The following is a 12,910-nucleotide window of genomic DNA, read 5'->3' on the forward strand; positions in this document are numbered from 1 at the left end:
CGTTACACTTTACGAGCTGATTCATTGAACCAGTATCACGGATACAAAAATAGGCGAGTTGCCTCGCCTATCTCAAATACAATTTTATCAAAATATAATACTTTCTTTACCCGAATAAATTGTACTAGTTTTTCATACCCAATCATACTTTCTTATCACACAATTGTCTTTTTCTTGTTATAGTTTTCGCGAAACTCCTTTGGTGTACACCCCTTCCTCTTGCGGAATATTCTATTAAAATTAGACAAATTATTAAATCCACAACTATAACAAACCTCAGAGACAGACTGTGTTGAATCAACAAGCATTCTAATAGCATTTCCTATTCTGATATCAAGAAGATAGTCTGTTACACTCTTTCCCGTCCTTAATCTGAAGAACCGACTGAAAGCTACTTCGCTCATACCAACCATATCTGCCAGCTTTCCCAATCTAATCTCCTGCGTATAATTTTGCATCAGATAATCATGTACTTTCTGAACCCGTCTACTGTCCGCAGGCAATTTTACCCGCGCAAATGCACTACTTGAAAGAGTACGAGCTCCATTACTCAACGACAGTTCATAAAGCAGGCTTAAGAAGTTCATAACCGCATAAAAACCCTGCTTTTCATGCGATAACGAGTTGAGTAACGGACGAACATATAGTATTGTATCAAGAGGAAAATACAGTCCTTTTTGAGCCTGCTCCAACATCACTTTAATACTTTTAAACTGATGCTTATCTATGAAGTTTTTAAAAAACAGTTCCGGTGAAAATTGAATCGTTATCTCTCTTATTTCCTTTGCATTACACTTATGATTTTCCCAGGTATGCTCCAATTCGCTTCCGGTTATAAGAACCAAATCAAAATTAGATATCACCTCAACCGAATCTCCTACAGTTCTTCGCGCACCTTCTGCATGTTCAATATAATTCAGTTCATATTCCAAATGTCGGTGTAAAGGGAACGTAAATTCCGACTTATTTCTTTCCACAATATAAAAACAATCCTTTTCAGATAAAGGAGTAATTTCGTGTAAAATTTCCGGATTAATCATGATACTATTTTAGCAAGGGTTTATGGCGCCAAATATAGAGATTATTTTCTAAAAAAATACAATATCTGAACATCACACATCCTAAACCCGGTCGAAAAACCCGCTCTCATTAAAATTGAAGCAATGCCGCCAAAAAGTGTATTAAAATGAGTAATTTTGTACCATATTAAATATACAAACAACAAAAGTCTTAAAAACAACGTCCAATATGAGACCCTGCATATTAATAACCAACGATGACGGCTTAACGGCAAAAGGAATCAAAGAACTCAAGGATGCGATGTTACCGTTGGGAGATGTTATTGTCGTTGGACCCGACGGCCCTCGCTCGGGAATGTCCAGCGCCATTACAGTTTCAATTCCAACTCGCCTGCACAAAGTCCACGAAGAAGAAGGTCTGAAGATATACCGCTGTTCCGGCACTCCCGTTGATTGCGTAAAACTTGCCCTCAATGTTTTATTTAAAGACAGAAAACCCGACTTATTGGTAACGGGCATCAATCACGGCACCAATTCTTCTATAAGCGTGGTCTATTCAGGCACAATGGGAGCAACTATTGAAGGATGTATTAATAAAGTTCTTTCCATTGGTTATTCCTTATGCAATCATCATGCCGATGCTGATTTTTCGCACGTTATTCCTTTTGTAAAGAAAATCGCGGAAAAGGTACTTGAGAAAGGTCTTCCTTATGGAGTTTGTCTTAACGTCAACATGCCGGAAAACCCTCCTAAAGGGATCAAAATTTGCCGGCAAGCCAATGGATTGTGGACGGAAGAATTTGTTCGCCACGAAGATCCGAACGGACATCCATACTTTTGGCTGACAGGCAATTTCACCAACCGTGAACCCGAAGCCTCCGACACTGACGAATGGGCACTAACAAACGATTATATTGCAGTTGTTCCGACAAAAATTGACATGACGGCTTACGAGGTAATAGACGAATTAACCAGTTGGAACCTTTAACAACATGAAGATCGTTGATAAATTCTGGATCGGATTACTGGTTTCGATTATTTTGCCTGTCATTTTTGGGCTAACATACTTTCATACTGCATACAAAGGAGATCTGGAAATGTGGGATGCTCTTATCGCCACAGCTAAATCAGGATTACCTTTATTTGGGAAACTGGTACTTTTAAGCACCTTTCCAAACCTTGGACTGTTCTTTCTGTTTTACAAAGCCGATTATTGGCATGCTTGCCGTGGAACCGTAGTTGCTACTGCCGTCTTTTTTATTATTTCGTTTATATATCTCACCTGACAAAATTTCAAATTCATGCAAACTTTCAAAAAACATTTTATCATCAAAGCTACTCCTCAAGATGTATATGCTGCTTTGACCAATCCGGAAATAATTGCTTTATGGACCGGCGAAGATGCTGTAATGAGCACTACTCCTGATTCAGAATTTGAATGGTGGGGCGGAGACATTTGCGGCAAAAACATTGAATTCGAACAAGATAAAAAGATAGTACAAGAATGGTATTTCGGAGAAACAGAAACATCACTGGTGACTATCAAAACTCACCAGGACAAAAAGGGAACCGATCTGGAAATAAATCAGATAAATATTCCGGATGATGCTTTTGAAAATATTGTTGAAGGATGGGAAGATGCTATTGTTGCGTCTCTGAGAGATTTACTAGAAGAATAACTGCATATTCTTATATATCTTTTAACATTATTGCCATTTTTATTTTTAATTTTTATCCGAACTCAACGGAACAGTTTTCAGCATTTGTTCCTATCTTCGCATCGTAATTATCACACCACTAACCAAAAACAACTTTCCCGTGTCTGATAGTATTGTTATTATTCCGACGTACAACGAAAAAGAAAACATAGAAGCCATTATTCGCGCTGTTTTTTCGTTACCCAAACCCTTTCATATTCTTATCATTGACGATGGTTCGCCCGATGGCACTGCCGATATCGTAAAACAATTGCAGGGTGAATTTCCTGAATCTCTGCACATGGTTGAACGCAAAGGAAAACTGGGACTGGGAACTGCCTACATAGCAGGTTTCCGCTGGTCTATCGAACATAAATACGATTTTATCTTTGAAATGGATGCGGATTTTTCGCACGACCCGAAAGACCTGCTCCGTTTGTATGAAGCCTGCACAACCGGCGGTGGCGATGTCGCGATCGGTTCCCGCTATGTCGGTCATGTCGTTAACGTTATCAACTGGCCTATCGGACGGGTTGTTATGTCCTATTTCGCATCTACTTATGTACGAATCGTTACCGGACTGAAAATATTCGACACTACAGCCGGATTCAAATGTTATCGCCGTGAAGTGCTTGAAACTATTGAACTGGATAAAATTCGTTTCAAAGGATATGCGTTCCAGATCGAAATGAAATTCACAGCATTTAAATGCGGCTTCAACATCATTGAAGTGCCCATTGTATTCTCAAACAGAGTTTTGGGCGTATCAAAGATGAACGGCGGGATTTTTGGGGAAGCATTCTTCGGTGTACTATCACTAAAACTAAAAAGCTTTTTCAGGAAGTACCCGCAAAAAAAGAAATAACATACCGCTATTTTAATATTAAAAGCCTCAATTTATCAGTATTCCTGATAAATTGAGGCTTTCTTCATTTGTGCAGAATCGGTTTATTACCGCATTCTCCTGCTTCTTATTGCAATGTCTTGCTAAATTCCTTAACCACTTTCATTGCCTGTTCGTAATCCTTCGCAGCGACTATCACTTTTATAGCACCCACGCCTCCGGGCTCGGCCACCCATGGAGCCACCCTACCCAGAATTTCATCATTGAAATATGCTTCAATGTCATTATCGGCCAGCAAACTGACTAACATACCGGCTTCCCATGAAGTTCCCGCAAAAACCTCAACAGGATCTAAATCTGATTCTTGTGTCATAAGGCTTCATTATTAAAGGGTTGATATATTATCGTACACTAATCGTCATCCTTGTCTTTTTGCTGAACATTCAAAAATGCCGACCTTATCGGTGCAGGAGCTTTGGCCTTTTTGAGACCCTGCCACAATATTTCATTGAAGACAAGATCGGGCACCTGATCTTCTTTTGTCCAGTTGAACTTATCTGATAGCGCCGATAGTTTTTTATCAAATGGATTCTTATCATCAAGATTGATATTCGAAGGCAAATGCTCATACAAAGCAAAATCAGGCGTTGATGTAAAACAGCGCCACAAAGGAGTTGCTGCTGCATCGTATTGTGTCATGGGTGGCAATCCTAAAATCAGTTCCATTGTACGCAAAATACCGCTGGTGGAATACATGGTATGATCCACAAAGTTCCGTCTAACGTAAGGACTTACAATATAAGCCGGACTTCTGTGCGCATCCACATGATCAGGCCCGTTCTGAGCATCATCTTCCACTATAAAAATAGCTGACTCTTTCCAAACCGGACTCTTCGATATATGCTCGACAAATAATCCAACAGCCAGATCATTGTCCGCAGCAAAAGCATAGGGAGTCGGTTTTCCCGCACGCATACCTTCTGTATGATCGCAAACAAAACGCACCGTCGAAAAGCGTGGCAAAGCATTTTTTGCAACCAATGAATCGAAATCCATTTTCCATTGATTGAAACGGGTCGTATCGCGCACCTCCAAATCAAAGCCCGTAAAATGAGCAACATGTCCTTTTAGTACCGGAATGTTCGGTTTGTAATTATCAGCAAACTCCCCATACGTACGATAAGTCACATTATGCCTTTTGCACAAATCCCAGATAAATCCATCGCGATTATTGGCGATAGCCCGATTACCTTCCGCATCATAACGCCCGCCTCTTCCACCGTAATACGTAGGCCATGTCTTTTCAAGATAATCAGTTGCATAAGCCCCTGTACTCCAGTTGTGCCCATCGGCACTTACCTCGGCATCCACGTAAAAATTATCCAGCAGCACAAACCTGTTCACCAAATCGTGTTGGTTAGGTGTGATTTTCTTACCAAACAGCACCAGTGTCGTATCACCATTTCCGGCTTTCACGTCGCCAAGTACCTGATCGTAGGTTCGATTTTCCTTTATCACATAAAACACATATTTAATTGGCGACGCATCACCCACCTTCATGGGAATCGGATTACCCACCTCGCCCGGAGCATTCATTTCCTTTTCTTTCGAATAAGGCGTATTTTGATATACCTGTTGAGAATACAGACTTAACAAATTAGCCGATGGCTCTTTCAAAATGCTCATCGAACCAATTAACAGACCCGCAATATACTGAACTTTAACAGGCTTCGAACTATCTCCCTGCTGATAGGTCACTGTTTCTTTTTTCATCGTTGGATTTGGCCCCTGTGGATTTGGCAAAGAGGTCAAGCCTTTGGCATTCGTCACAAAGACATTTTTGCCCACCACCTTTACATTAGACGGATACCACCCTACCGGAATAAAACCTTTCGCCTTGCTCTCAGGAGTTTTGGAGACATCAAACACTGCCAGACAATTGTTATCAGCATTGGCAATATAAAGCGTCTTTCCGTTTTCGCTAAGGGCTAGTCCATTTGTTGTAGAACCACTCGGAGCGTTGGGATACAAAGCGGCTTTCAACGTCTCAACCACTTCATTTTTTCTTGTATCGATTACAGATACCGTATTATCATTGGCATTGGCCACAAACAGAAAATGTCCGTTCTTGGCCAGGCACATCTCGTTAGGATTACTGCCTACCGGAATTTCTGCCATAATCTTATTTTGTTCGCAATCGTAAACTACCACTTTACGTCCACCCCACACACTGATATAGAGCTTTTTATTATCCGCCGACAACAAGCAAGTATAGGCTTCATTGCCTAAAGATAACACATGCAACACCGTTTTAGAATCCGGATTAACCACATAAAGTGAATTATTTTCTCGAGTAACCACGTAGAGACGGTTGTGTTTGCTATCAAGCGCCATTCCGGCCGGCGAAATCTTTTGTGGCCATGGTTTGCCTAACCGAATTGTATCTCCGGCCTGCAATCCACTTCCCGAAACCTGATAACGGTAAATCGCATTATCATTTCCACCCGAAACAAACAAGCTGCGATTATCCGGACTAAAAGTCAATCCATACCAGGCCTTTGCAATCGGCATTGACGCAATCTTTTCTTGTTTAGCAACGTCAATCAGGTCAATCGTTTGAGTACTTTGTCCATTGTTTGTCACCGCTATCCAACGCTTGTTATGGCTCACTGCCATATTCAACGGCAAATCGCCCAGGGTAATATTTTTCCCAACAGGAGTAATTGTCCAACCATTGGGCAATTTTACTTTGGAAGGAAATAACACGTTAGTTTTCTGCGCAAAAAGAGACAGAGAAATCCCGGCGCACGCCAATACGAAACAATATCGAGTTATATTCATCATCTTCAATTATTTATCATCATTACTCATCGCACACTCAAAAGTAACTGTTCGATTACCTTTCGGGCTTCGGTAGAGCTTCCTGTATAATTATTTACCATAACAGAGAATGCGTACTCTTTATTGCCCAACTCCATATAACCGGAGTAGCAAAGCACTCTCCTGATAGAACCGCTTTTTGCCATCACCTTTCCGGCAAGAGGAGTTCCGTCAAGTAATTTTTTGAGTGTCCCGCTTTGCCCTGCGACAGGGAGAGATTTGAAAAACGCATCTTTATATTTACTCTGAGTACGCATATAGGAAAGCAAATCAACAAAGAAACGGGGAGAAACGCCATTCATTGGGGACATACCGCAACCATCGTGCTGAAATAGTGTTGAAACATCGGCTCCATGCTGCTTCCAGAAATCACGTACAATCCGTGTTGCCTCATCTCTTGTGGCCACAGCATTATTAATCAGCGCCAACCGTTTGAATACATGCTCCGCATACAAATTATTACTCTGCATATTGGTTTCTTTTACAATTTCAGCAAGCGTGGGCGACTGGTGAACAAAGAAACGCGTATGATTGTCACTGTTTTTCATTTCATCTAAAGGTGCACCAGATACAGCTATACCGGCTTCGTTCAGCTTTTCTGTAAACAAAGTTGCTAACTTAAGTGGCGGATTAGGCATGTCTCCATGAATACTAAACTGTTCCCGGTTGGAAGGGATTGTACCTGTTATATAGCGCTCGTTACTAAAAGGAGCACCATGCAAATATCCATCGTCATCATCTTCCCCTGTTTTACCAGCCTTCAACATATTATGAAATACCATTTCATACATTGGAGGAGTTGTTCCCAAAATCTGCGGAGTGGAGCCCGGAGCTCCTGTTTTGAAATGAATGGCATACATGTTATCATAAACCGAGAGGCCAAAAACGCCTGCCGCAAAGTAATTTCCCATATTCTCCCATGTCCAGTCGGGCGGTGTTACTTCTTTGTCGAATGCAGAGACGTTAGCAACAACATGTCCCAACACAGTTTTAATGCCGGTTTTCTGGACGGCATCCACCCAACGTTTGATAAAGTCATGATCATTAAAAACTGCCGAACCGATAGTCGGATCGCCGCTGCCGACAATATAAATATTCCCATGAAGAACACCCTGCACATCGATAGTTCCGTCATATTCAAGTGGCGTTTCGAACCTGAAATCGGCACCAAGTAATTCAAGAGCTGTGGCCGTGGTTATCAGTTTCATATTGGATGCCGGCATCAGACTTTTTTCGCCGCGATAATCCAGCACAACTTTTCCACTTTTAATATCTTTTACCAAAACAGCCAGATTACTTCCCTTAAAGTTAGGCGCTTCCACAAAATGTTTTATTCCCGGATTAAGAGCGCCAACGAGGCACACATCAAACAATAAAAAAGCAAATAACAGTATTTTCTTCATAAATTTCATTCTTAATCAAAAAAGATACGATCGTACTTTTCAAACGACTTACAAATGTACTTCTTTTGAAGAAGTTCCTGCAATCTTTACCGTAATTTATCAATACTTTAATAACGCTGTTCAACCGTAAAATATTCACGGAATCATATTCTGTATTTTGCCCTATATTCCATACGGTTTGAATTGGACAGTATGTGTTTTTTTGCTAAATTTGCAGGATTGAAAATCATTTCAACCCCTCACATGATAACATTTTTCAAATCCCCTGACAGTCATATAATTGCTGTCCAATCAAAAGAGGCTTTCACCTCGTCTGACCTTGAGAAATTAACCTGGTTATTCGAGAATGCCACCGTTGTGCAAGAAGATGAAATCATTGGCACTTTCATAGGCCCACGCCGCGAAATGATAACGCCGTGGAGTACAAATGCCGTCGAAATTACTCAGAACATGGGAATTGACGGCATTTTGCGTATAGAAGAGTTCTTCCCAGCCGATGCACAGGATGACCATGACCCGATGTTGCAACGTGTTTATGCACGCTTAACGCAGGACATTTTCACCATCAGCAAAACTCCGGATCCTATCCGTTACATCGACGATATCGCTTCTTATAACAAAAGCGAAGGTCTTGCCCTGAATGACGATGAAATTGAATACCTGAACGGCGTAAGTGAAAAAATAGGCCGAAAACTGACGGACAGCGAAGTATTCGGATTTTCTCAGGTAAATTCGGAACACTGTCGTCATAAAATATTCAACGGTCAATATATTATAGACGGAGAAGAAAAACCTTCGACTCTTTTCCAACTGATCAAAAAAACATCGACCACCAATCCCAACAAACTGGTTTCGGCCTACAAAGACAACGTTGCTTTCAGCGAAGGCCCTGTTGTTGAACAATTCGCCCCCAACGAAAGCGAAAAACCGGGATTCTTTGAAACAAAACCTTTTGAATCGGTTATTTCTCTGAAAGCCGAAACACATAACTTCCCAACCACAGTAGAACCATTCAACGGAGCCGCAACCGGAACCGGAGGGGAAATCCGCGACCGTCTCGGTGGTGGAAAAGCAAGCTTACCCATTGCTGGTACCGCGGTTTACATGACCTCTTACGCCCGCAATGATGCTTCACGTGCCTGGGAACAAAACATTCCAGCCCGCAAATGGTTGTACCAAACTCCGGAACAAATTCTTATCAAGGCTTCAAACGGTGCCAGCGATTTCGGAAATAAATTCGGACAACCGCTTATCTGCGGATCTTTGCTGACTTTTGAACACACCGAAAACGGCAAAGAATATGGCTACGACAAAGTAATTATGCAGGCCGGTGGTGTAGGTTATGCAAAAAAGAAAGATTGCCTCAAAGGTGATCCTCAACCCGGTCAGAAAGTAATTGTGATGGGTGGCGACAACTACCGTATCGGTATGGGCGGTGGTGCAGTATCATCCGTAGACACAGGACAATATGACAATTCTATCGAATTAAACGCTGTTCAACGTGCCAATCCGGAAATGCAAAAGCGCGTTGCCAACGTAATCCGTGCACTGGCAGAAGCGGACGAAACACCTATTGTTTCTATCCACGACCATGGTGCAGGTGGTCACTTGAACTGTCTCTCTGAATTGGTGGAAGCTACCGGTGGCAAAATCGACATGAGCCAACTTCCGGTAGGCGACCCTACCCTTTCGGCCAAAGAAATCATCGGTAACGAAAGTCAGGAACGCATGGGCTTGCTGGTGGAAGAAAAAGAAATTGAACATATCCGCAAAATTGCAGAACGCGAACGCGCACCGCTTTACGTGGTTGGCGAAACAACCGGCGATATGCAATTTGTTTTTGAACAAAAAGACGGTGAACGTCCTATCGACCTGCGTTTGGATTACATGATCGGGAAACCGCCACGCACCATTATTACCGACACTACCAACGACGACAAATATGCACCTGTAGCCGCTGACGCTACTCAGGTTTACAAATACATCGAAAACGTACTGCAACTGGAAAGTGTTGCCTGCAAAGACTGGCTCACAAACAAAGTTGACCGTTCGGTAACCGGTAAAATTGCCAAACAACAGACAGCCGGTGAAATTCAATTACCGTTGAATGACGTTGCTGTTGTTGCTCTCGACTACCGAGGCAAAGCAGGTATCGCAACCTCTATCGGTCATGCTTCGATGGCCGCGCTGGTTGATCCTGAAGCCGGTTCTGTTCTTGCAATTGCCGAATCACTGACCAATTTAGTTTGGGCTCCGCTTGCCGATGGATTGAAGAGTGTTTCTCTCAGTGCCAACTGGATGTGGCCTTGCAAAAACCCGGGCGAAGACTCACGTTTGTATCGCGCGGTTGAAGCTTGCAGCCGTTTTGCCTGCGAATTAGGCATCAACATTCCTACAGGGAAAGACAGTCTCTCGATGACACAGAAATACGGAGACGAAAAAGTGTTATCACCGGGTACCGTTATCATCTCTGCCGCAGGCGAAGTGAGCGATATCCGCAAAACGATTTCACCGGTTTTGATTAATGACCCGGACTCGACTCTTTACCTGATTGATTTCTCAAATACCGATTTACAATTAGGAGGTTCGGCATTGGCTCAAACATTGAATTTGCTTGGCGATGCAACACCAAACGTGAGCAGCGCTGCTTATTTCAGCCGGGCATTCAACGCCGTTCAAACCCTGATCAACAAGGGCCTGGTTCTGGCCGGACACGACATTTCTGCAGGAGGTCTTCTCACTGCGCTGCTCGAAATGTGCTTTGCGAACACCAAAGGCGGCTTGCAGGTCAATCTGAACAACGTTTCCGAAAAAATTATAGGCGAACTGGAACTGCTCTTTGCAGAAAACCCTGCTGTATTGGTTCAGGTGAAAGATACAAAAGCAGTTGAAGCCGTATTGAACGAAAGCAGCATTTACTACGCTGCGATTGCAAAACCGGTGGAAGAAAGATATGTTTCGGTAGAATACAACGACTTCAAATTCAAATTTGACGTCGATCGTCTGCGCTATCTTTGGTACAAACCATCGTACCTGCTCGACCGCAGACAAAGCGGGGAAGCTTGTGCCGAAGCCCGTTTCAACAATTACAAAGACCAACCGCTCCAATACAGTTTCAACAGCGATTTCAGCGGAAAAATGAGCCAGTATGGCATATCTCCCGACCGCGAACCGTCGGGCATCAAAGCTGCCATTATCCGTGAAAAAGGAACCAATGGAGAACGCGAAATGGCTTATGCGCTCTACCTTGCCGGATTTGACGTGAAAGACGTTCATGCTACCGACCTTGCAACAGGACGTGAAACCCTGGAAGATGTCAACTTCGTTGTTTTCTGTGGCGGTTTCTCTAACTCCGACGTTCTGGGTTCTGCCAAAGGATGGGCCGGCGGCTTGCTGTTTAACGAAAAAGCAAAAGCTGCTATCGACAATTTCTATGCCCGTCCCGACACGTTAAGCCTCGGTATCTGCAACGGTTGCCAGTTAATGGTGGAATTAAATCTGCTCCACCCGGATCATGCCGAACGTCCTCATATGTTGCACAACGATTCGCACAAATTCGAATCTTGTTTTGTTGGCGTGAACATTCCAAAGAACGATTCGGTTCTTTTCAGCTCAATGACAGGAAGCAGCCTGGGTATCTGGGTAGCTCACGGAGAAGGAAAGTTCAAATTCCCATATGCTGAAAATAAGTACAACATCGTGGCTAAATACAACTACGGCGAATATCCGGGTAACCCTAACGGTTCCGATTTTGCCGCAGCCGGTATTTGCTCAGACAATGGTCGTCACCTGGCTATGATGCCTCACCTGGAAAGAGCAATTTTCCCATGGCAATGGGCTCACTACCCTCTCGACCGCAAAGCAACGGACGAAATCACCCCATGGATCGAAGCATTTGTTAATGCCCGCAAATGGATTGAAAACAAATAATTACAGAACGACAAACCCCATCAATCGATGGGGTTTGTCGTTTTTAGTCCTTTCGTAAAGTACTATTTCTGCTTCAACTGCTTCTGTTCAGCCTTGATTTGTTTCAATTTTTCTTTAAGCGCATTCAATTGCTGATCCAGATCCCGCTTCTGAACGTTCAATTCATTTTGCTGTTCATCAATTCTCCGGCCTCTATCGTCCAGAATTGCATCTTCAGACTTAATACGCTTGTTTTCTGCGTCTAATTTTTCCTCAAACTGATCTGCCTTTTCTCTATCCGATCGTATGTTTTGTTGCTCCGAATAAAATTCCATATCCGGAGAAAGCTTCTGCTTCGACTTAAGAACCTTTTCGGAGGCGGCAATTCTTTTTCGCTCCTCTTTCGCTAACGACATTCTCGATTTCAGCATTTTTTTATCGTCCTTCAACTGCGAAACGTCCTGTTTCAACCTTTTCTTGTCATTATCAAGCGCTTTTTGTTTATCCTTCCATGCATCCCGTCTGACATTCAAATCGTTCAACGCCGAATTCAATTCCTTTGACTGTTTTTCCAGCTGATCGCTATTCGATCCGGTTACTGATACAGTTTTAACAGAGTCAATTTGCACTGATTGTGCTTTTGCCTGCGGTACAGATGCAACAAATGCAAACGCCACAAACACTCTAATAGCTAGTCTTTTTTTCATCTGCATTTTTTAGTTACCGGAAGAAATCCGCATGATGAATGTTCATTCCAATTCATGTTCTACGAATCATGCTCGCTACATACCAGTTTTGTGTTGATTTACTCTCAAAAGTACAATACAAAATCACTTTATATTTCGACAATTGGATAATTAACACATCTGTTCCAACTACTACTCATTCAAAAAATACAACTATAAATTATATACGCGCATCCTTACTATCATCAGAAACATCCATCCTTCAACACTTACATTGACCTGCTGTAATTCAACAGCATAAGCACGGTACATTTGTTAAATTGCGATTAAATTCAGGAGCTCCACACGGACAACCAAAAATATTTTATATTTTTTTACACTGCTTATTTACATCGCTATTTTATGCTTTATCTTTGTACTATAGACACCGAATTATATTGTATCGGAGCTGTTCTTATCCTCTCTGTTTTAT

Annotated in this window: 10 protein-coding genes; 5 read left to right on the top strand and 5 right to left on the bottom strand. The window is 42.4% G+C overall.

Annotated features, from left to right (window positions below):
• Positions 1-155: 155 nt before the first annotated feature.
• Positions 156-1,040, bottom strand: coding sequence for a helix-turn-helix domain-containing protein (locus PJIAN_RS13760; RefSeq protein WP_068706041.1), 885 nt, complete (start codon positions 1,038-1,040; stop codon positions 156-158).
• A 208-nt stretch (positions 1,041-1,248) separates the two neighbouring features.
• Here PJIAN_RS13760 and surE point away from each other — a divergent pair, with 208 nt between their 5' ends.
• The 4 genes from surE to PJIAN_RS13780 all read left to right on the top strand — a co-directional run bounded on the left by surE (position 1,249) and on the right by PJIAN_RS13780 (position 3,581).
• A complete protein-coding gene (surE, locus tag PJIAN_RS13765; RefSeq protein WP_068706043.1) occupies positions 1,249-2,007 on the top strand; it encodes a 5'/3'-nucleotidase SurE in 759 nt (252 codons plus the stop codon).
• Positions 2,008-2,011: 4 nt separating this feature from the next.
• Positions 2,012-2,305 carry a hypothetical protein gene (locus PJIAN_RS13770; RefSeq protein WP_068706045.1) on the top strand — a complete coding sequence of 98 codons (294 nt, stop codon included), beginning with the start codon at positions 2,012-2,014 and terminating at the stop codon, positions 2,303-2,305.
• A gap of 15 nt (positions 2,306-2,320) precedes the next feature.
• Positions 2,321-2,698 (top strand): SRPBCC domain-containing protein, encoded by a 378-nt coding sequence (locus tag PJIAN_RS13775; protein WP_068706047.1) that lies wholly within the window; start codon positions 2,321-2,323, stop codon positions 2,696-2,698.
• Positions 2,699-2,837: 139 nt separating this feature from the next.
• Positions 2,838-3,581 (top strand): polyprenol monophosphomannose synthase, encoded by a 744-nt coding sequence (locus PJIAN_RS13780; protein ID WP_068706049.1) that lies wholly within the window; start codon positions 2,838-2,840, stop codon positions 3,579-3,581.
• A gap of 106 nt (positions 3,582-3,687) precedes the next feature.
• Here PJIAN_RS13780 and PJIAN_RS13785 read toward each other — a convergent pair whose 3' ends face one another.
• From PJIAN_RS13785 to dacB, 3 genes are read right to left on the bottom strand one after another with little or no spacing between them, the layout of a single operon-like run.
• Complete coding sequence (locus PJIAN_RS13785) at positions 3,688-3,933, bottom strand: DUF2007-related protein (protein ID WP_068706052.1); 246 nt, start codon at positions 3,931-3,933, stop codon at positions 3,688-3,690.
• Between the two features lie 38 nt (positions 3,934-3,971).
• Positions 3,972-6,404 (bottom strand): bifunctional YncE family protein/alkaline phosphatase family protein, encoded by a 2,433-nt coding sequence (locus PJIAN_RS13790; RefSeq protein WP_068706054.1) that lies wholly within the window; start codon positions 6,402-6,404, stop codon positions 3,972-3,974.
• Between the two features lie 23 nt (positions 6,405-6,427).
• On the bottom strand, positions 6,428-7,843 hold the full coding sequence (dacB, locus tag PJIAN_RS13795) for a D-alanyl-D-alanine carboxypeptidase/D-alanyl-D-alanine endopeptidase (RefSeq protein ID WP_172795620.1): 1,416 nt from the start codon (positions 7,841-7,843) through the stop codon (positions 6,428-6,430).
• Between the two features lie 243 nt (positions 7,844-8,086).
• On the opposite strand from dacB, the gene purL reads away from it, so the two are divergent.
• Positions 8,087-11,773 (top strand): phosphoribosylformylglycinamidine synthase, encoded by a 3,687-nt coding sequence (gene purL, locus PJIAN_RS13800; protein WP_068706494.1) that lies wholly within the window; start codon positions 8,087-8,089, stop codon positions 11,771-11,773.
• Positions 11,774-11,835: 62 nt separating this feature from the next.
• On the opposite strand, the gene PJIAN_RS13805 is transcribed toward purL, so the two are convergent.
• Positions 11,836-12,459 carry a hypothetical protein gene (locus PJIAN_RS13805; RefSeq protein WP_153802581.1) on the bottom strand — a complete coding sequence of 208 codons (624 nt, stop codon included), beginning with the start codon at positions 12,457-12,459 and terminating at the stop codon, positions 11,836-11,838.
• Positions 12,460-12,910: the final 451 nt, after the last annotated feature.

Origin of the sequence: Paludibacter jiangxiensis, assembly GCF_001618385.1 — a bacterium.
GTDB lineage: Bacteria > Bacteroidota > Bacteroidia > Bacteroidales > Paludibacteraceae > Microbacter > Microbacter jiangxiensis.

Excerpts from the sequence above, each read along its gene's own strand:
- surE (WP_068706043.1), top strand. The coding sequence starts at position 1,249 with ATGAGACCCTGCATATTAATAACCAACGATGACGGCTTAACGGCAAAA.
- PJIAN_RS13790 (WP_068706054.1), bottom strand. The coding sequence starts at position 6,404 with ATGATGAATATAACTCGATATTGTTTCGTATTGGCGTGCGCCGGGATT.
- PJIAN_RS13805 (WP_153802581.1), bottom strand. The coding sequence starts at position 12,459 with ATGAAAAAAAGACTAGCTATTAGAGTGTTTGTGGCGTTTGCATTTGTT.
- PJIAN_RS13770 (WP_068706045.1), top strand. The coding sequence starts at position 2,012 with ATGAAGATCGTTGATAAATTCTGGATCGGATTACTGGTTTCGATTATT.
- PJIAN_RS13760 (WP_068706041.1), bottom strand. The coding sequence starts at position 1,040 with ATGATTAATCCGGAAATTTTACACGAAATTACTCCTTTATCTGAAAAG.
- PJIAN_RS13775 (WP_068706047.1), top strand. The coding sequence starts at position 2,321 with ATGCAAACTTTCAAAAAACATTTTATCATCAAAGCTACTCCTCAAGAT.
- dacB (WP_172795620.1), bottom strand. The coding sequence starts at position 7,843 with ATGAAGAAAATACTGTTATTTGCTTTTTTATTGTTTGATGTGTGCCTC.
- PJIAN_RS13785 (WP_068706052.1), bottom strand. The coding sequence starts at position 3,933 with ATGACACAAGAATCAGATTTAGATCCTGTTGAGGTTTTTGCGGGAACT.
- purL (WP_068706494.1), top strand. The coding sequence starts at position 8,087 with ATGATAACATTTTTCAAATCCCCTGACAGTCATATAATTGCTGTCCAA.